Origin of the sequence: Mitsuaria sp. CC2 (assembly GCF_048957715.1) — a bacterium.
Taxonomy (GTDB): domain Bacteria; phylum Pseudomonadota; class Gammaproteobacteria; order Burkholderiales; family Burkholderiaceae_C; genus Roseateles.
In genome coordinates this window covers 408977-426256 of sequence record NZ_JARVXN010000013.1, presented here as the reverse complement: position 1 = coordinate 426256, position 17280 = coordinate 408977, and the positions used below count along the sequence as shown (strand labels likewise).

Annotated in this window: 19 protein-coding genes; 13 read left to right on the top strand and 6 right to left on the bottom strand. The window is 69.8% G+C overall.

Annotated elements, in window-relative coordinates; genetic code table 11:
• Window positions 1-80: 80 nt before the first annotated feature.
• From PV762_RS09595 to PV762_RS09570, 6 genes are read left to right on the top strand one after another with little or no spacing between them, the layout of a single operon-like run.
• Window positions 81-1493, top strand: a complete 1413-nt coding sequence (locus tag PV762_RS09595) for an SWIM zinc finger family protein (protein ID WP_421034797.1) — start codon at window positions 81-83, stop codon at window positions 1491-1493.
• On the top strand, window positions 1490-3115 hold the full coding sequence (locus PV762_RS09590) for a DUF5691 domain-containing protein (protein WP_421034796.1): 1626 nt from the start codon (window positions 1490-1492) through the stop codon (window positions 3113-3115). The genes PV762_RS09595 and PV762_RS09590 overlap by 4 nt, the downstream gene beginning before the upstream one ends.
• The gene (locus PV762_RS09585) at window positions 3112-4215 is read left to right on the top strand and encodes an ATP-binding protein (protein WP_421034795.1); all 1104 of its coding nucleotides are present in this window, start codon (window positions 3112-3114) and stop codon (window positions 4213-4215) included. Before PV762_RS09590 ends, PV762_RS09585 begins: the two co-directional genes overlap by 4 nt.
• Before the next feature lie 13 nt (window positions 4216-4228).
• Window positions 4229-6604: a DUF5682 family protein gene (locus PV762_RS09580; protein ID WP_421034794.1), complete on the top strand. Its 2376-nt coding sequence runs from the start codon at window positions 4229-4231 to the stop codon at window positions 6602-6604.
• Window positions 6601-7836 (top strand): VWA domain-containing protein, encoded by a 1236-nt coding sequence (locus PV762_RS09575; RefSeq protein WP_421034793.1) that lies wholly within the window; start codon window positions 6601-6603, stop codon window positions 7834-7836. The genes PV762_RS09580 and PV762_RS09575 overlap by 4 nt, the downstream gene beginning before the upstream one ends.
• Complete coding sequence (locus PV762_RS09570) at window positions 7791-8354, top strand: DUF4240 domain-containing protein (protein WP_421034792.1); 564 nt, start codon at window positions 7791-7793, stop codon at window positions 8352-8354. The genes PV762_RS09575 and PV762_RS09570 overlap by 46 nt, the downstream gene beginning before the upstream one ends.
• Window positions 8355-8433: 79 nt before the next feature.
• On the opposite strand, the gene PV762_RS09565 is transcribed toward PV762_RS09570, so the two are convergent.
• From PV762_RS09565 to PV762_RS09545, 5 genes are all read right to left on the bottom strand, one after another.
• Complete coding sequence (locus PV762_RS09565; protein ID WP_421034791.1) at window positions 8434-9069, bottom strand: DJ-1/PfpI family protein; 636 nt, start codon at window positions 9067-9069, stop codon at window positions 8434-8436.
• 49 nt (window positions 9070-9118) lie between these two features.
• Window positions 9119-9556: a GNAT family N-acetyltransferase gene (locus PV762_RS09560; protein ID WP_421034790.1), complete on the bottom strand. Its 438-nt coding sequence runs from the start codon at window positions 9554-9556 to the stop codon at window positions 9119-9121.
• Window positions 9553-10074, bottom strand: coding sequence for a GNAT family N-acetyltransferase (locus PV762_RS09555; RefSeq protein ID WP_421034789.1), 522 nt, complete (start codon window positions 10072-10074; stop codon window positions 9553-9555). The genes PV762_RS09560 and PV762_RS09555 overlap by 4 nt, the downstream gene beginning before the upstream one ends.
• Window positions 10075-10214: 140 nt before the next feature.
• Window positions 10215-11018, bottom strand: a complete 804-nt coding sequence (locus PV762_RS09550) for a prolipoprotein diacylglyceryl transferase family protein (RefSeq protein WP_421034788.1) — start codon at window positions 11016-11018, stop codon at window positions 10215-10217.
• Window positions 11019-11028: 10 nt separating this feature from the next.
• Window positions 11029-11442, bottom strand: coding sequence for a VOC family protein (locus PV762_RS09545; RefSeq protein WP_421034787.1), 414 nt, complete (start codon window positions 11440-11442; stop codon window positions 11029-11031).
• A 99-nt stretch (window positions 11443-11541) separates the two neighbouring features.
• On the opposite strand from PV762_RS09545, the gene PV762_RS09540 reads away from it, so the two are divergent.
• The 6 genes from PV762_RS09540 (at window position 11542) to PV762_RS09515 (ending at window position 14820) form a co-directional block, all read left to right on the top strand.
• Window positions 11542-12186 (top strand): LysE family translocator, encoded by a 645-nt coding sequence (locus PV762_RS09540; RefSeq protein WP_421034786.1) that lies wholly within the window; start codon window positions 11542-11544, stop codon window positions 12184-12186.
• A gap of 13 nt (window positions 12187-12199) precedes the next feature.
• Window positions 12200-12610 (top strand): VOC family protein, encoded by a 411-nt coding sequence (locus PV762_RS09535; protein WP_421034785.1) that lies wholly within the window; start codon window positions 12200-12202, stop codon window positions 12608-12610.
• Between the two features lie 20 nt (window positions 12611-12630).
• The gene (locus PV762_RS09530; RefSeq protein ID WP_421034784.1) at window positions 12631-12996 is read left to right on the top strand and encodes a hypothetical protein; all 366 of its coding nucleotides are present in this window, start codon (window positions 12631-12633) and stop codon (window positions 12994-12996) included.
• A 17-nt stretch (window positions 12997-13013) separates the two neighbouring features.
• Complete coding sequence (locus PV762_RS09525; RefSeq protein WP_421034783.1) at window positions 13014-13586, top strand: putative glycolipid-binding domain-containing protein; 573 nt, start codon at window positions 13014-13016, stop codon at window positions 13584-13586.
• Window positions 13587-13685: 99 nt separating this feature from the next.
• Window positions 13686-14402, top strand: a complete 717-nt coding sequence (locus tag PV762_RS09520; RefSeq protein WP_421034782.1) for a hypothetical protein — start codon at window positions 13686-13688, stop codon at window positions 14400-14402.
• A gap of 70 nt (window positions 14403-14472) precedes the next feature.
• Window positions 14473-14820: a nuclear transport factor 2 family protein gene (locus PV762_RS09515; protein WP_421034781.1), complete on the top strand. Its 348-nt coding sequence runs from the start codon at window positions 14473-14475 to the stop codon at window positions 14818-14820.
• A gap of 15 nt (window positions 14821-14835) precedes the next feature.
• On the opposite strand, the gene PV762_RS09510 is transcribed toward PV762_RS09515, so the two are convergent.
• Window positions 14836-16050 (bottom strand): MFS transporter, encoded by a 1215-nt coding sequence (locus tag PV762_RS09510; RefSeq protein ID WP_421034780.1) that lies wholly within the window; start codon window positions 16048-16050, stop codon window positions 14836-14838.
• Window positions 16051-16210: 160 nt separating this feature from the next.
• Between PV762_RS09510 and PV762_RS09505 the strand changes: the two genes are divergently transcribed.
• The gene (locus tag PV762_RS09505; RefSeq protein ID WP_421034779.1) at window positions 16211-17182 is read left to right on the top strand and encodes a LysR family transcriptional regulator; all 972 of its coding nucleotides are present in this window, start codon (window positions 16211-16213) and stop codon (window positions 17180-17182) included.
• The last annotated feature ends 98 nt before the right edge of the window (window positions 17183-17280 follow it).

The window sequence follows — 17280 nt, the reverse complement described above, 5'->3', positions numbered from 1 at the left end:
GGTGACCTGAGTCATGTGCCGCTCCAGCTAGACTCGCCCCCGAACTCACCCACAACGATTCGACCAGGGAGCGGGCCAGCATGACGCTGACCATGGAGGGCGTGCTGGCGCTGGCGCCGGACGAGGCATCGGCGAAGGCCGCGCGAGGGCTGACCTCGCCGGCCAAATGGCCGTTGCTCGGCGCCGATGACGCCGCCGTCTGGGGCGAATGCCAGGGCAGCGGCTCCAAGCCTTACCAGACGCAGGTCGACCTCAGCGGTCCCGCCTTTCGCTGTTCGTGTCCCAGTCGCAAGTTCCCCTGCAAGCACGGCCTCGCGTTGCTGATGCTGAGGGCGCAGGACGCCTCCCGCTTCGCCGCCGCGGAGCCCCCCGCCTGGGTCGCCGAATGGATCGCTTCCCGCGGCGAACGCGCGCAGAAGAAGGAAGAGCGCGACCAGAAGGCCGTCGAGCGCGCGGCCGAGCGCGCCGCGCAGATCGCCGACGGCGTCGATCCCGCGCAGGCGGCGTCGGCGCTTGCCGATCCCGACAACGCGCTCAAGCGCGAGTCGCACCGGTGGCGTCGCATCGAGGAAGCGTCCGCTGAACTGCAGCGCTGGCTCGGCGATCAGATCGGTCGCGGACTCGGCGCGCTCGACGACGCGGCGATCCGCGGCTGGCGCACGATGGCGGCGCGCATGGTGGATGCCCAGGCGCCCGGCCTCGGCCAGCGCATCGCCGCCGCCGCGGACGGCTGGCGCGTCGGCGCCGACTGGCCGGAACGCACGCTCTCACGCCTCGGTCTGCTGCAGCTCGCCTGCGAGGGCCTCGCCCGTCGCGAGACGCTGCCGGAGCCCGTTCAAGCCGATCTGCGCACCGTCTGCGGCTGGCCGCTCGACCAGGCCGAGGTGCTCGCGGCCGGGGAGCGCGTCACCGATCGCTGGGCGGTCCTCGGCGTGATCGTCGAGGAGCGCGAAGGCCGTCTGAATGAGCGCCGCGTCTGGCTGCACGGCGAGCGCTCGCGCCGGCGCGCGTGGCTGCTCGATCACGCGCACGGCGGCCGTGGTTTCGAAGGCAGGTGGCTGCCCGGCATCGCCGCGGATCTGACGCTCGCCTTCTATCCCGGCAACGCGCCGCTGCGCGCACTGATCGCCGACGCGTCGCCGACGCTGGAGCCCGAGGGGGCCGTCGGAACGGTGCGCCTCGCCGGATCCGAGTCCTGGCAGGACGAATGGCAACGCGTCGCCGAACGCGTGGCTGCCCACCCCTTCGCGATGCTGCATCCGGTCGTGCTCGCGAACGCGACGCCGGTCGCCGCCGATGCCGGTCCCCATCTGACGGCTGACGGCCGCGCCGTTCCGCTGCTGGTCGGCGATGCCGACTGGTGGTCGTTGATGGCCGTCGCCGGCGGTCATCCGCTCGCCGTCATGGGCGAGTGGGACGGCCGTGCGCTGCGTCCGCTCACCGCCTGGCAGTCTGGAACGAAGGGCCCCGCGTGGTCGAGGAGTGCCGCATGAGCGCCTGGAAGCCGCTGCTGCCCGTGGCGATGGTGGGGACGGACCGACAGTCCGGTCCTCTGCCCGAATGGCCCGGTGAGGTCGGCGCGCTCGTTGCACAAGTCGGTCAGGTCACGTCGCCCGGACAGGCTGCGCCTGGCACGCAGGCCGCGCCGCCCGCCAGTATCGTCGAGGGACCGGCGGGTCAGGTCTTGCGCACGATGGCCGTGATCGCGACTTGCGATGCCGCGGGCACGCAGGACCGCATCTGGACCGCCCCGCCCACGGAGCCCGCGGCCGTCGACCGTCTCGCGGTCGTTCCCGAGCGCCTCGATGGGATCGAGGGCGTCGCCGGCTCGCCGCGCACGCTGTTGCGCTGGGCGCTGACCGAAGCGCCCACGCGACTTCAGCAGTTGGCGTTCGTGGCACTGGCCGAGGCGAATCTGCGCCTGCCCGAGATGCTGCTGCCGCTGGCGCTGGACGCCGGACGACGCGCCGTCGCACTGCGCGCGCCGTTGCTGCCGGTGCTCGGCGAGCGCGGGCTGTGGCTGGCGCGGCAGCGCGAGGACTGGCACTTCGCCGCGGGCGCAGCCGGTGACGCTCCCGGCGAGACCCCATGGACCGACGGTACGCTGGAGCAGCGTCGCGCCTTCCTTGCCCGCGAGCGCGCCGCCGACCCCGCCGCGGGTCGCCGACGCCTGGAGGCCTCGCTGCCGGAGCTCTCCGCGAAGGAACGCGCCGATCTGGTGGCGCAACTGGCGGTCGGGCTCGGCATCGACGACGAGGCGCTCCTCGATCGGCTGCGCGCCGACCGCAGTCGAGAGGTCCGTGATGTCGCGCTCGATCTGCTGCTGCGGCTGCCCGATGCGGCCCATCCACGACGCGCCGTCGAGCGGCTCTCGCCGATGCTGCGCCGCGAGCGCACGCTGCTGCGCCAGCACTGGGTCATCGATGCGCCTGAAGCGGCGAGTGCCGACTGGGTGTCCGATCAGATCGTCATCGCGCGCTCGTCCACCGAGAAGCTCGGCGAACGCGCCTGGTGGCTCTGTCAACTGGTGCGCCAGGTGCCGCTGGGCTGGTGGACCACCACGACAGGGATGACGCCCGTCGAGTTGCTCGCCTGGGCGATCAAGACCGATTGGGCCGACGCCGTGATGCGCGGCTGGTTCGACGTTCTCTCCGCGACGCGCGAGATCGACTGGTGCGAAGCCTTCCTCGAGACGCAGAGCCCGCTGCAGACGCAGCACGCGGCGCAGGCGCTCCAATGGCTGCCGCAGGTCCGTCGCGAACGCCACTGGCTGCGACACCTGCAACAGGGCGCCTTGCCGCTGTCGGCGCTCGTCGCCGCGGCGAGCGGCGGCGAGATGCTCGGCGCGGAGCTCTCGCAGGCGATGACCGGCCAACTGCTGTCGCGCGCCCGCGCCGGGACGCTGAAGGACGACTACGCCGTCCGCGCGATGCTGGTCGACTTCGGCGCGGTCGTGCATGCCGACAGCCTCTCCGCCTACGCCTCGCTGGCCGACATCCGCGCCGCCGACGAAACCGCCGCCCACGCGGAGCAGCTGCAGGCCGTCGCGCAGACGGCAGCGCTGCGCCGCGCCCTGCTCGCCCTCTCACCCGATCCGACCCCGAGGACCTCATGACGACTTCCACCGAGACCGCCGCCTCGCACGTCCTGCGCCGCCATGCGGAGCACCAGTTCGCCGCGCAGCTCGCCGAGCTGAAGCGCCAGGACACGCGCACGCGTCCCGAGAACTGGGCGATGTCGCCCTGGGCGGTGCTGCGCTACCTGATGGGCGGGACGCTGGAGAACGGCTTCGAGGTCAGCGCCAAGTACATCGGCGACGAACGGCTGATGGAGATCGCCGTCGCCACGCTGGCGACCGACCGCGCGCTGCTGCTCTACGGCGTGCCGGGCACCGCGAAGTCGTGGGTGTCGGAACACCTGTCGGCGGCCGTCAGCGGCGATTCGACGCTGCTGATCCAGGGCACCGCCGGTACCGGCGAGGAACAGCTGCGCTACGGCTGGAACTACGCGCAGCTGCTGGCCAACGGGCCGAGCGAGGCGGCGCTGGTGCCCAGTCCGATGATGAAGGCGATGCGCGACGGCAAGATCGCCCGCATCGAGGAACTGACGCGCATCCCCGCCGACGTGCAGGACTGCATGATCACCGTGCTGTCGGAGAAGACGCTGCCGGTGCCCGAGCTCGGCACCGAGGTGCAGGCCACGCGCGGCTTCAGCGTGATCGCGACGGCGAACAACCGAGACAAGGGCGTGAACGAGTTGTCCGCCGCGCTGAAGCGCCGCTTCAACACCGTGGTGCTGCCGGTGCCGGCGAGCGAGGACGCCGAGGTGTCCATCGTCGTCAAGCGCGTGGCCGAGCTGGGCGTGGCGCTGCAGCTGCCGGCCGAGCCGCCGGCGCTCAAGGAAGTGCGGCGCATCGTCCAGATCTTCCGCGAACTGCGCAACGGTCGCACCGAGGACGGCAAGACCCAGCTGAAGTCGCCCAGCGGCACGCTGTCGACGGCGGAGGCGATTTCCGTGATCAACAGCGGCATGGCGCTGGCCGGCCACTTCGGCGACGGCGTACTGCGCCCGCGCGATGTGGCCTCGGGCCTGCTCGGCGCGATCGTCAAGGACCCCGTGCAGGACCAGGTCGTCTGGAACGAATACCTGGAGACCGTCGTGAAGGAACGCACCGACTGGAAGGACCTGTACCGCGCCTGCCGCGAGCAGTCCTGAGGCGCGGGGCGCCATGAGCGATCCGGTCCACTACTTCGGCGTGCGGCACCACGGCCCGGGCTGCGCGCGCAGCCTGCTCGCCGCATTCGAGGTGCTGAAGCCCGACTGCGTGCTCATCGAGGGGCCACCCGAAGCGGACGGCCTCGTCGCCGCCGTGCTCGATCCCGCGATGACGCCGCCGGTGGCGCTGCTCACGCACGGGGTCGAGGAATCCGGCCGCGCGGTCTATCACCCGTTCGCGAGCTTTTCGCCGGAGTGGCAGGCCTTGCGCTGGGCCGGACTTGCCGGCGTGCCGGTGCGGTTCATCGATCTGCCGGTCGGCGTCTCGCTTGCGTTGGAGAGGGCGGGGGAGGAAGAGGAACGGCAAGCCGCCGAGGCGCCCAAGGCCGAGCAGGCGGGTCAAGCGGGCGAAGCGGAAGAGCCCGCCGGGCCGTCGACGCGTCGCTGCGATCCGCTGGACTGGCTCGCCCGCGCGGCGGGTTACGCCGACGGCGAGACCTGGTGGAACCACATGGTCGAGGAGCGCGGCGACGGCGAGGACCTGTTCGCAGCGATCTCCGAGGCGATGACCACCCTGCGCGCCGAGTCCGGCGAGGACGAAACGCTGGCTCCGCGCACGCCGCGCGCCCATCGCGAGGTGCTGCGGGAGGCCCACATGCGCCAGTGCATCCGCGCGGCGCGCAAGGAGGGCTTCGAGCGCATCGCGGTGGTCTGCGGCGCGTGGCACCTGGGCGGCCTGCGGGCGGACTTCACCGCGAAGGCGGACCAGGCACTGCTGAAGGGCGTGCCCAAGCTCAAGGTCACCAGCACGTGGGTGCCGTGGACGTATCGGCACCTCGCGCGCGCCAGCGGCTACGGCGCGGGCATCCACTCGCCGGGCTGGTACGAACACCTGTGGCTGAGCGGCCAGGAAAGCCAGGAAAGCAAGGAAGGTCAAGAAGGCCATGAGGGCAAGATCGGCCACCCGGGTGGCGGGCGCCGTCCCCGCGCGATCGGCTGGCTGGCGCGCGTCGCGCGACTGATGCGCGAGCGCGATCTCGACTGCTCGTCCGCCCACCTGATCGAGGCGGCCCGGCTGGCCGACACGCTGGCCGCGCTGCGGCAACGGCCCGCGCCGGGCCTGGAGGAGTTGCACGAAGCGACGCGCACCGTCATGACGCTGGGCGACGAGGCGGTGCTCGGTTTCATCCGCGACGAACTGGTCATCGGCGACCGCCTGGGTCGCGTGCCGGCGGACGTGCCCACGGTGCCGCTGCAGCGCAATCTCGAACAGCTGCAGAAGTCGCTGCGCATGAAGCCGGAGGCGACGCAGAAGACGCTCGACCTCGACCTGCGCCAGCCCAACGACCTGGCGCGCAGCCACCTGCTGCACCGGCTGCGGCTGATCGACCTGCCGTGGGGCGAGATCGCGCGCACGGGCAAGTCCTCGCGCGGCACCTTCCACGAGGTCTGGACGTTGCAATGGCAGCCCGAGTTCGCGCTGCGCGTGATCGAGGCCAGCCGCTGGGGCCAGTCGGTCGCGCAGGCGGCGACGACCGCGGTGGCCGAGCGCTGCGGGCGGGCCACGCACCTGGCGGCGTTGGCTGAACTCGTCGATCGCGTGCTGCTGGCCGATCTGCCGGAGGCGGTGACGATCGCGTCGCGTGCGCTGCAGGACCACGCCGCAGTCACCGGCGATGCCGATCAGCTGCTGGGCGCGTTGCCGCCGCTGGCCAACGTCTTCCGCTACGGCAACGTGCGGCAGACCGACGCGGCCCTGGTGGGCCATGTCTTCGACGGCCTGGTGACGCGCGCGGCCATCAGCCTGCCCTTGATGGGCGATTCACTGGACGAGGCCGCGGCGGAACAGGTCCGCGACCGGGTGCTCGGCGCGCAGGCGGCGGTGAGGCTGCGGGATCCGGGCCGCCAGTCCGAGCCCTCGACGCAATGGCGCGCCGCGATCTCGCAACTGGCCGCCCGCGAAGGCGCGCACGCGCTGCTGCGCGGCCTGTGCACGCGATTGCTGCTGGACGACGCGCTGATCACGGCGGACGACGCGGGAACGGCGATGTCGCTGCAGCTGTCGCGCGCCGCGGAACCGGCCAAGGCCGCGGCGTGGCTGGACGGCTTCCTCAACCGCAATGCCGTCGTGCTGCTGCATCACGACGGCGTCTGGCCGCTGGTCGATGGCTGGCTGGGCGGCCTGGACGACGAACATTTCATCCGCGTGCTGCCGCTGGTGCGACGCACCTTCGCCCACTTCGACGCGGGCGAGCGACGCGACCTCGGTCAACGCGCAGCGCGGAAGGGCAGCGGTGCAGGCGCCGTGATGGCTGCGGCGGAATGGGACGACGCACGCGCGGCGCTTCCTTTGCCGCTGCTTCGATTGATGCTGGGAGTGGAGGCATGAGCGCGCCTGACGACTTGACGGACCCGACGGCCACCGTGCCAGGCCCCGCGAACACGAACACGACCACGACCGATGCGGATCGCCTGCGCCGGTGGCGCCTGGTGCTCGGCGGCGAAGCCGAAGACAGCTGCGGCGGCCTGCACGGCGACGCGGTGGAGATGGACCAGGCGCTGAGCGCGCTCTACGGCGACGGCGGTGGCCTGGGCGACGACCGGCGCGGCGGACGCGGCAACTCCGCGCCGCGCGTGGCGCGATGGCTGGGCGACATCCGCAAGTACTTCCCGAGTTCCGTCGTCCAGGTGATGCAGAAGGACGCGCTGGAGCGCCTGAACCTGCGCGACATGCTGCTGCAGCCGGAGATGCTGCAGGGCGTGCAGCCCGATGTCCATCTGGTCGCGAACCTCATGGCCCTGTCCCGGGTGATCCCGGCGGGCACGAAGGACACGGCGCGCCGCGTCGTGCGGCAGGTCGTCGACGAGTTGATGAAGCGGCTCGAGGAGCCGATGCGCGCGGCCGTGACCGGCGCGCTGGACCGCAGCCAGCGCAACCGCCGCCCGAGGCTGGCGGAGATCGACTGGCACCGCACCATCCGGGCCAACCTGCGTCACTGGCAGCCGGAGCTCCGCACGGTGGTGCCCGAGACGCTGCACGGCTACGGTCGCAAGGCTCGACGTCCGCAGCGCGAGGTGGTGCTCTGCATCGACCAGAGCGGGTCGATGGCGAACTCGGTGGTGTACTCAAGCATCTTCGGCGCGGTGCTCGCCTCGTTGCCCGCGGTCAGCACCAGGCTGGTCGTCTTCGACACGGCGGTGGTCGACATGACCGAGCAGCTCGACGATCCGGTCGATCTGCTGTTCGGCGTGCAACTCGGCGGCGGCACCGACATCAACGGCGCGGTGGCCTATTGCCAGTCCCTGATCCGAGAGCCGCGCAACACGATCTTCGTGCTCATCTCCGATCTGTACGAAGGCGGCGTCGAGCCGCAACTGTTGCGACGCGCGGCGGCGCTCGTCGAGAGCGGCGTGCAGTGCGTGGCCCTGCTGGCGCTGAGCGACGAAGGTGCGCCGGCCTACGACCGCGCGCTCGCGGCCAAGCTGGCGGCGCTGGGCGTACCGTCCTTCGCATGCACGCCGGACGCCTTCCCGGGCCTGATGGCCGCGGCGATCCGGCGCGACGACATTGGCGCGTGGGCGGCAGCGCAGGGGATCGTGACGGCGGCCAAGGGCAACTGAAAAAGGAGAGGGCAATGATGGATGAAGACGTTTTCTGGGATCTGATCGAACGCGCCCGGCAGAGCGCAGGCGACGACACCGAGCAGCGATCCGCCGAACTTGAGCATCTGCTCATGCAGTTGTCGCTGGAGGAGGTCAAGGCCTTCGATCAACGCTACGGCGCGCTGTTGGACGAGGCCTACCGATGGGATCTCTGGGGCGCCGCCTACGTCATGATGGGCGGCTGCTCGGATGACGGCTTCCAGTACTTCCGCGACTGGTTGATCTCCGAAGGCCGTGAGCGCTTCGAGGCGGCTCTGGCCGATCCTGAATCGCTCGCGGATGGGCCGGTGAGCGACGAGCCGGAACTCGAGCTTTTCGGCTACGCGGCGTCGAATGCCTACGAGGCGCTGGGCGGCGGTGAGATCGACAGGGAGGTCAGCGAGATCGAACGCGACGGCCCGGCCGGCGAGCCGTGGCAGGAAGACGAAGTCGCCGAGTTGTTCCCCCGGCTGGCCGAGGCCTACGGGTTCGACTGAGCAGGCAGCGGTCGCTGCGCCGACCCGCGCCGACCCGCGAGCGGGCGCGCGCGGGTCGACGCTTCGGTTGTCGGCGGTCTCAGCGTTGCGCGCCCTGCGCCATCTTCGCGAAGTAGGCCGACTTGCCGGTCTTGTTGAGCTGGTACCAGGCTTCGAGCGTCTCGGCATCGTAGATGTCGAGCGTGTCGAAGATGGCTCGCGCGAAGTCGAGCGCGGACATGCCGCCCGCGGTGATCAAGCCTCGGTCGATCACGACGGGCTCGTCGACGTAGCGGTCGCTGCCGGCGTATTCGCCGACGCCCTTCAGGTAGGACAGCGCGTTGCTCGTGTGCTGACGGTCGTCGAGCGCGCCGAGCCGCGCGAGGCCCGCCGTCGCACCGCAGATCGCCGCGACGCGCTTGCCGGCGTCGAGGAACTCCTTGGCTTTCTTCGCCGCTTCCATGTGCTCGCCCTTGTCCCAGCCGGCACCGCCGGGGAGGATCAGCAGCTCGCTGTCGTCCGGGAACAGCGTCGACAGGCGGATGTCGGGCATCACCGACAGGCCGCCCATCGATCGCGTCAGGTTGGCGCCGGCGGCGGCGACGGTTTTCACCTGCCAGTCGCCGGGTGTCTTCTGGAACTCGGGCGTGTTGATGCCCGCGACCGCGTAGGCGGCCTCCCAGTCGGCGAAGCCTTCGAAGAGGTAAAGATGGACGGTGCGGGTAGGGGTGTTCATGCCGCGATGGCGGCAAGGTGCGTGCCTGCCGGGTGCGCGTACCGGGCGATCAGCCGGGCAGTTTCTTCACCATGAAGAACTTCGAGCCCGCGACGCCGTGGCCGGGGATCTCCAGTTGCACCGTGTAGCCCAAGCGCTCGTAGAACGGACGGGCCTGAAAGCTGAAAGTGCTGAGGTAGAAGGTGTCGCAGCCGCGCTCGATGGCGCGTTCCTCGAAGGCACGGACGACGGCAGCGCCGGCGCCGGCATGCCGGTGCGCGGCATCGACCCAGAGCTGCTTGAGCTCGCAGCAGCGCCCGAGCGTGCGGCCGACCGCACCGCCGATGAGGCGACCGCCGGCGTCGTAGGCGGCGCTCGACAGCCCGCGCTGCCCGTCGAAGGCGCCGTGGTCGGCGAAGGCCTCGTTGTGCTGGTCGAGACCTGCCTCGACCAACGCGGCAAGACCCGGCTTGGGATCGTCGAAGGCGGCAGTGGTGAAGGCATTCATGCGGTCAGCGCCTTGGTCAATCGGACCATCATGGTCTGCGTCAGTTGGTTGGGACCGCGCTCCGATTCGACGTAGCCGTTGCGGTCATAAAGGCCGATCAACGGCGTGTTGGTCTCTGACGTCCAGGTGCATGCGAACGGCACGTGGCGTTCGAGGAACCAGGCTTCGGCATGCGCGAGCAGGCGTTGCGCGACGCCGAGCCGTCGCGCCTCCGGCACGACGTAGGTGGTCGAGATCAAACCGAAAGGTGCTGCGTTGAGCGAGGCGGAATGGGAATCGGACTCGCACTCGACGCGGTAGATCGTGTGGCCGACGATGACGCCGGCTTCGTCTTCCGCGACGACGACTTCCGCCGCGCGGCCGTCCAGATGCCATCGCACCCGGTCGCGCAGCCAGTCCATCGAATACATCGTGCCGCCGGCCTCCTCGCCTTCGACTTCAATCAGCGTCGCGCGCATGCGCTCGGCGACGAGGTCGATGGCGGCGGTGTCGGTGAGGGAGAGCGGGCGCAGCAGCATAGGTGATTGTCGAGCAGCGATCCGCCGATCGCCGGATGGCGGCGAGTTGTGGTTCAACTGGATGATCCGTCGTGACGATGGTCGACTGATCGGTTATGCGCAGGCGACGATCGAGTCGTTTCTACGTGAGTCCGTCGGCCTCAGCGTAGCTGCGTCAACATCGCCTCCAACGCCGGCTTCGACAGCTCGCCGGTGCGCTTGCCGACTAGATTCCCTGAGGCATCGAAGAGCAGCGTGGTGGGATAGCCCGCCTGCTTGAACACCGCGCTCGCCTCGCGCCGTTCGTCGATGGCGACGTTGCTCATGTCCAGACGCTGTTGGCTCAGCCACTTCGCCACGTGGGAGGCGTCCTCGCCCTGGTTGACGAAGACGAAGCGCACGTCCGGCCAGTCGCGCTGCGACTGCGCGAGCATCGGCATCTCGCGCACGCACGGTCCGCACCAGGTCGCCCAGAGGTTGATCACCACGGGCTTCCCGCGCAGCGCGGCGAGGTCGATGGGTTCACCGTTCAACTGCTCGAAGCGCAGCGCCGGCAGCGGCTCGGACGCGGGGCGCATGGCGAGCTGGATCTGCCCGGCGATCACGATCGCCGTGCCCACCGCCAGCGGCACGGACGCCGCGAGTCGCATCGCCGGCAGGTTCCGCAGCTTGAAGGTTGCATACATCCACATCGCGATGATGCCGACCTCGGGCGACCAGCCGCCGTCGCGCAGGTTGAGGATGCTGAGCGGGTGCTCCGCGTAGAGCTCCTTGTATTCGGAGAGGAAGCCCAGCCGCGCGAACACGACCGCGACCCACAGGCTGCGCCACAGCAGCGGTCCCGCGTCCTGCTGGCGCCTGCGCATGAGGAAGGCTGCCACCGCCATCGACGCTGCGACCGCCACGCACAGGTGGAGGAAGGCCCAGGGCAGCACCAGGGGCCCAATGGCGACCGCCTCGTTCATTGCGGGCGGATCACGTCGCGAAGATCCCGTCCGTGGACGCGAAGCCCTTGACCTCGATCGGATTGCCCGACGGATCGAGGAAGAACATCGTGGCCTGCTCGCCGGGCTGTCCCGCGAAGCGGATGCTCGGCTTCAGCACGAACTCGACGCCGTGCGTCTCCAGCCGGTCCGCGAGCGCGCGCCAGTCCGGCATCGTCAGGATCACGCCGAGGTGCGGCATCGGGACCATGTGGTCGCCGACCTTCCCGGTGTTGCCGGTCCGGAACGGCTCGCCGAGGTGCAGCGAGATCTGGTGGCCGAAGAAGTCGAAGTCGACCCAGGTGTCGGTGCTGCGGCCTTCCTCGCAGCCGAGCACGCCGCCGTAGAAGGCGCGCGCATCGTCCAGGTCTCGCACGTGATAGGCCAGGTGGAACACGGATCGCATGGGGACTCCCGGGCAGGGGTGATCGATCGGACGATCCTATCCCCGAAGCCCGCGCCGCTAACATCGGCATCCTCTGTGTCGTGCGCTTGGGAGATCGGTGTGGATGTGACCAGCTGGTTGGGCTTTGTCAGTGTGGCGCTGTTCGTCACGTTCACCCCGGGGCCGGCGGTGCTGATGGCGATCTCGAATTCGCTCAGCGTCGGGCCGCGGCGGGCGATGGTCGGCTCGGTGGGCAATGCGATCGGGTTGTTGGCGGTGTCCGCGGCCACGACCGCGGGCCTGGGCGTGCTGCTGAGCACCTCGGCCCAGGCCTTCCTGGTCGTCAAGCTGCTGGGCGCCTGCTACCTGATCTGGCTGGGCATCAAGCAATGGCGCCAGGGCGCGCGGATGTCGATGGTCAGCGGCGACGCGGCCGCGGCGGAAGTGGCCGGCCTGTCGCGCCGCGCACTGTTCCTTCGAGGGATCATGGTCGCGCTGACCAATCCGAAGGCGATCCTGTTCTTCACCGCGCTGTTCCCGCAGTTCATGAATCATCCGGAGTCCGCGCTGCGCGACTTCGTCGTGCTGACGGTCACGTTCTCCAGCTGCGCGGTGCTGGCGCATGCGTTCTACGTGCTGCTCGCGCGGGCGCTGCGCCGCGGGCTCGCCTCGCCGACGCGGGTGAAGCTGATGAACCGGACCTTCGGCGCGTGTTTCGTCGCGCTGGGCGTCAGCCTGATCGGCTGGCGCGGTCGGACGCAGTGAGGGAGGGTCGACCATGTTTTCCCATCTGTTCGTCGGCGTCACCGACTTCGACCGCGCGCTGGCGTTCTACACGCCGGTGATGGCGGCGCTGAAGCAGCCGCACCGCTTCACCGATCCGACCTCTCAACGCGCCGGCTGGCAGTCCGCGCAGACCGTGCGACCGCTGTTCCTGATCGGCCGGCCGCTCGAAGGCGAGGCCTGCTTCGGCAACGGGCAGATGACCGCCTTCATGGCGGCGTCGCGGGCGATGGTCGATGAGGTCCATGCTGCGGCGCTCTCCCACGGCGGAACCTGCGAAGGCGAGCCCGGCCCGCGGCCCCAGTACCACCCGAACTACTACGGCGCCTACTTCCGCGATCCGGACGGGAACAAGCTGTGCGTGGTGTGCCATGAGGCGGAGCCGTCGTCGTCGGAGGGCGTGTGAGAGCCTCCGGCGATTCCTCATTGCAGCGACTCGTCGGACGCGGCGCGATGGCGTGCCTCGTCGCGTTGTCGTCGCTGGCGGCTTCTGCGGCCCCCGCAGCGCTCCCGGAGGAGGTGACGGCACTCGTCGAACGACACGGGGCCTGCACGCACTGGCTCGGCGAGCCGGGGGAAGGCGATGCGGAGCGCCGAAGGGACATCGAGTGGGGCATGTGCCAGAGCTGTTCCGGCATTGACGCGCGCCTGGCAGCGTTGAAGAAGAAGTACCGTGGCGATCCCGCCGTGATGGCAGTGCTTCAGCCACTGGACCCGCAGGTGGAGCCCATGGGCAAGGACGAGGCGAAACGCTTCTGCGCGACGACGCGCAAGCCGGAGTGGGCGAAGTAGCGATCAAGGAGCCCGTCATGCCTCTGCCTCGCACCGTCTGCTGGATCCCCCTGTGGAATGCCGCCCAAACCGGCGTGGGCATCGAGCATCTGCGGCTCTCCGACGGACACGCCGATGGCGTCGTCATCGCCATCGACGAAGAAGCCGGGCCGTTTCGACTCGCCTATCGGCTCGACTGGGATGAGCGTTGGCGACTGCGCGAAGCGGCGTTGTCGCTCATCGACGGCGAGGGCGAATCGCTTCGCTCGATGCGTCTGAAGACCGATGGCGAGGGCCGCTGGCAGGACGGCGAGGGGCGGACACTTGCCGATCTCGACGGATGCCTGGACATCGACATCTGGCCCACGCCGTTCACCAACAGCTTTCCGATCCGACGCGTCTCGCTGGCCATCGGTGAACGACTCGAGTTCCGCATGGCCTGGGTCGACGGCACCACGCTGACGGTGCGCGCGCAGGCGCAGGCCTATACGCGGCTCGACGACCGGCTCTATCGCTTCGAATCGCTGGACGGCTCCGGCTTCACCGCCGATCTGCCGGTGGATGAGGACGGCCTCGTGATCGACTATCCGGGGCTGTTCCGGCGGGTCTGAAAGCGCCGCGTCCGAAGTGACTTTCAGCCAAGCCGTCAGCCTCGGGATCCGTAGCGCGCTCGCTAGCATGTCCGCATCCTCATTTCTCTGCTGCGAGCCATGCCTCAGTTCTCCGTGATGACCTGTGCGGCGGCGGCCGAACGATTCGGTCTGTCCTCGTCGTCGATGAACTACCTCCGTGACCTCTCGCGCTATCACGTGCTGGTGTGCGAAGGCGACTGGCATCTTGACGGATCCCTACTGCTCGATTGGCCCGGCTGGGGCGATCAGGATTGGCTGACGCGCTTCGACATCAGGGAGGGTGCCGAGGCGTTCGAGATCGCCGGCATCGCCGTCATCGGCGACCTGCGACTCGACGGCTCCGTGCTGAACATCAACACCGACGGCGGTCCGTTCCTCGTTGTGACCGGCCGACTGACTGCGCGCGCGATCGCGAGCGGCGGCGCGACCATCACGGCCCACGGCGACGCCGACATCGCGGAGGCCGTCGTCAGTTGCTACAACCATGGCGAGCTGTGGCTCAAGGGGCGCGTCTGCACGACCCTGTGGCTGCAGGACGACCACATGATGAGCGCCGGTCAATTGCAGGCCCTGGTGACGTTCGATGCCCGCGAGGAACTTGACCGCGAGGACTATGAAGAGGGTTTCCGGACGCTGCCCGATGGCAGCGAGCAGTACGTCGAGGTGCAGAACGTGCCCGCGCCGCTGCGCGATCTCGTCGTGCCCGAGGTCGTCGGCTACAAGGACCTGTGGGAGCGTGTCTGCGCGGAGCAGCCGATCCTGACGGACGAGGCCATCGCCCGCCGGCCACGCTGACGAGTTCCATGGCGCCGCCGCGCGCGGCCTTCGCTTATCCTCCCGGGCCTCATCGACCTCGACGCCATCCATGCCAGTCTTTTCGCCGCGGGAGATCTTCCTCGACTACCTCCGCCGCTACGCTGCGAAGGATCTCGACGGCATCGCCTCGATGTTCTCCGAGGAGGTCACGCTGCGCGACTGGAATCTCTCGGTGAAGGGCCGCGACGCGGCCATTGCGGAGACGCGCAAGAACTTCGAGTCGGCTGCGTCGATTCACATCGAGGTGCTGCACGTGCTGGAGAGTGCGAACTCGGTGGCCGGCGAGCTGCGCATCCTCGTCGACGGAAACATCGAGCTGTTCGTCGTCGACGTACTGGACTTCGATGTGGAGGGCCAGATCACGGCGATCCGCGCCTTCCTGGGTCGAGGCGACTGAACGTCGCGCCCGGCTTCACTCGTCCGCGGTCAAGCGGACCAGCAGCGCTCCGGCGCTCGCCACCGTCGCCAGTCCGGTCACGCCGACCCAGCCCCAGTGGGTCAGCAGCACGCTGCCCAGCGCGGCACCGGTCGCCATGCCGATGAACATCCCCGTGAACAACAGCGCGTTGAGGCGGCTGCGCGCGGCCGGGTCAAGGCTGTAGACGATCGTCTGGTGCGCGACCAGCGCGGCCTGCACGCCGAAGTCGAAGACGATCGCGAGCACGACCAGCACGACGATCGCCGCACCGCGGTCCAACCACGCGGTCACCGACATCACCGCGAAGGACAGCGCCACCAGCAGCGAGCCGAGCTTCGTCACCACGCCGGGGCCGCGCTTGTCGGCGAAACGTCCCGCCAGCGGCGCGGCCAGCGCGCCGGCCGCGCCGGCCAGACCGAAGGCGCCGGAGACCGCGCTGCCCAGTCCGAAGCGCTCGTGCAGCATCACCGCCAGCGTCGACCAGAAAGCGCTGAACGCCACCGCCAGCAAGGCCTGGGCGATCGCGGCGCGACGCAGCGTGGGCAGCGTCCGCCACAGGCCACCCAGCGAGCGGAGCAGGGCGCCATACGTCGTGCGCATCGCCGGCGGCGAGGACGGCAACCAGCGCCAGCTGGCCAGGCCGGTGACCGTCAGCGCCGTCGCCGCCAGTCCGTAGACCCAGCGCCAGCCGAACGCCTGCGCGATGACGCCGCTCATCACGCGCGACAGCAGGATGCCCAGCAGCAGGCCCGTCATCACCTGGCCGACGATGCGGCCGCGATGCGCGACGGGGCTCAAGGTCGCGGCCATCGGCACGACGTCCTGCGCCAGCGTGGCCGTCAGGCCCAGCACCGCGCTGGCCAAGAGGAAGGGCGCGAAGCCGGGCGCGAAGGCGCACAGCAGCAAGGTGGCGATCAGCAGCACGAACTTGGTCAGGATGACCTTGCGACGATCGAAGCGGTCGCCCAGCGGCGTGAGCAGCAGGATGCCGGCGGCGTAGCCGAGCTGGGTGAGCATGGGCACCGCGCCGATGCCGGACGTGGAGGCGTGCAGGTCCTCGGCGAGCGGCGCCAGGATCGGCTGGCTGTAATACAGCGACGCGGCGCCGAGCCCCGCCGACGCCGCCAGCAGCACGATCAACGGTGCGGACGGGGTGGCGGGGTCGCGCGGCGCGGCGGCGGCAGTCGAAGGCATGGGAAGGCTGGACATGGCAACTCCCGGAGGATGATTCAAGATGGCGTGAAGAAGAAGGGCCGAAGGTCGGAGGGTCGGGTGAGGACCGAATGACCCGTATTCTTCGGATTCAGGGCCGTGCGGGGAACCGGCCCGGCTTGCACAGCGCCCATACGCGCAGCGTATAAAGCGAGGCATGAACGACGCCAACCGGGACAGCGGCCAGGACCGCCTCGCGCTGCTGCAGACCTTCCTCCGCGTGGCGGAGGCCGGCAGCTTCTCCGCCGCCGCGCTGCAGCTCGCGACCACGCAGCCCACCGTCAGCCGACGCGTGCAGATGCTGGAGTCGCTGCTCGGCGCGCGGCTGGTGGAGCGCTCCACGCGCGGGCTCCGCCTGACGGAGGAGGGCGAGCGCTGCGCTGCGCAGGCGCAGGACCTCATCGACGGGTGGCAGTCCCTCGCGGAAGAACTTGAAGGCGGCGAGGAACTGTCCGGCACGTTGCGTCTGCGCGTTCCGCATGCCTTCGGGCAGAGCCAGCTGATCGAGCCGCTCGCGGCCTTCCTCACCCGGCATCCGCGCGTGTCGGTGGAATGGATGCTGCAGGACCAGCTGCCGGACTTCAGCCGGGAGAACGTCGACTGCTCCTTGCTGGTCGGCGAGATCAGCCAGCCCAACCTGATCGCGACGCAGCTCGCCGAGATTCCCCGCGTGCTGGTCGCGACGCCGCAGCTCGCGATGAAGCTGCCGAAGGGCCTGGGCAAGCGCCCGCCGGAGGAGATCGCCGCGCTGCTCGGCGCGCAGCCGTGGCTGGCGCTGCTGGCGTTCTATCGCGACGGCGTGGACCTGCGCGCCGCCGACGGCGAAGAGCACATGCACATCGGGTTCCGTCCCCGACTGGGCACGGACAGCCTCTTCGCGCTGATCGAATCGGCGCGTCGGGGATTGGGCTTCGCGCTGGTGTCGCAATGGGCGGTCTTCGACGACATGGCCGAAGGGCGCCTCGTGCGCGTCCTGCCCGAGTGGTGCGCGACGCCGCTGCCGATCTCGCTCGTCTATCCGTCGAGACGCCTCCAACCCGCGCGTCTGCGCGCCTTCCAGCAGGTGATGCGCGAAGTCATTCCGACGATGCGCGGCATGCGCGAAGTGCGTCGACGCACGAAGGCGTGATCGGCCTTCCAACTTTTGAGCATCACGACGACTCATTCGTCCCGAATCACGACAGAGAACACTAGAACCAGCTAGTGCCAGGGATTGCCTCGCCGCGT

Excerpts from the sequence above, each read along its gene's own strand:
- PV762_RS09520 (WP_421034782.1), top strand. The coding sequence starts at position 13,686 with ATGCCTCAGTTCTCCGTGATGACCTGTGCGGCGGCGGCCGAACGATTC.
- PV762_RS09575 (WP_421034793.1), top strand. The coding sequence starts at position 6,601 with ATGAGCGCGCCTGACGACTTGACGGACCCGACGGCCACCGTGCCAGGC.
- PV762_RS09545 (WP_421034787.1), bottom strand. The coding sequence starts at position 11,442 with ATGCGATCCGTGTTCCACCTGGCCTATCACGTGCGAGACCTGGACGAT.
- PV762_RS09505 (WP_421034779.1), top strand. The coding sequence starts at position 16,211 with ATGAACGACGCCAACCGGGACAGCGGCCAGGACCGCCTCGCGCTGCTG.
- PV762_RS09510 (WP_421034780.1), bottom strand. The coding sequence starts at position 16,050 with ATGTCCAGCCTTCCCATGCCTTCGACTGCCGCCGCCGCGCCGCGCGAC.
- PV762_RS09550 (WP_421034788.1), bottom strand. The coding sequence starts at position 11,018 with ATGAACGAGGCGGTCGCCATTGGGCCCCTGGTGCTGCCCTGGGCCTTC.
- PV762_RS09580 (WP_421034794.1), top strand. The coding sequence starts at position 4,229 with ATGAGCGATCCGGTCCACTACTTCGGCGTGCGGCACCACGGCCCGGGC.
- PV762_RS09525 (WP_421034783.1), top strand. The coding sequence starts at position 13,014 with ATGCCTCTGCCTCGCACCGTCTGCTGGATCCCCCTGTGGAATGCCGCC.
- PV762_RS09565 (WP_421034791.1), bottom strand. The coding sequence starts at position 9,069 with ATGAACACCCCTACCCGCACCGTCCATCTTTACCTCTTCGAAGGCTTC.
- PV762_RS09595 (WP_421034797.1), top strand. The coding sequence starts at position 81 with ATGACGCTGACCATGGAGGGCGTGCTGGCGCTGGCGCCGGACGAGGCA.
- PV762_RS09555 (WP_421034789.1), bottom strand. The coding sequence starts at position 10,074 with ATGCTGCTGCGCCCGCTCTCCCTCACCGACACCGCCGCCATCGACCTC.
- PV762_RS09560 (WP_421034790.1), bottom strand. The coding sequence starts at position 9,556 with ATGAATGCCTTCACCACTGCCGCCTTCGACGATCCCAAGCCGGGTCTT.
- PV762_RS09590 (WP_421034796.1), top strand. The coding sequence starts at position 1,490 with ATGAGCGCCTGGAAGCCGCTGCTGCCCGTGGCGATGGTGGGGACGGAC.
- PV762_RS09535 (WP_421034785.1), top strand. The coding sequence starts at position 12,200 with ATGTTTTCCCATCTGTTCGTCGGCGTCACCGACTTCGACCGCGCGCTG.
- PV762_RS09515 (WP_421034781.1), top strand. The coding sequence starts at position 14,473 with ATGCCAGTCTTTTCGCCGCGGGAGATCTTCCTCGACTACCTCCGCCGC.
- PV762_RS09585 (WP_421034795.1), top strand. The coding sequence starts at position 3,112 with ATGACGACTTCCACCGAGACCGCCGCCTCGCACGTCCTGCGCCGCCAT.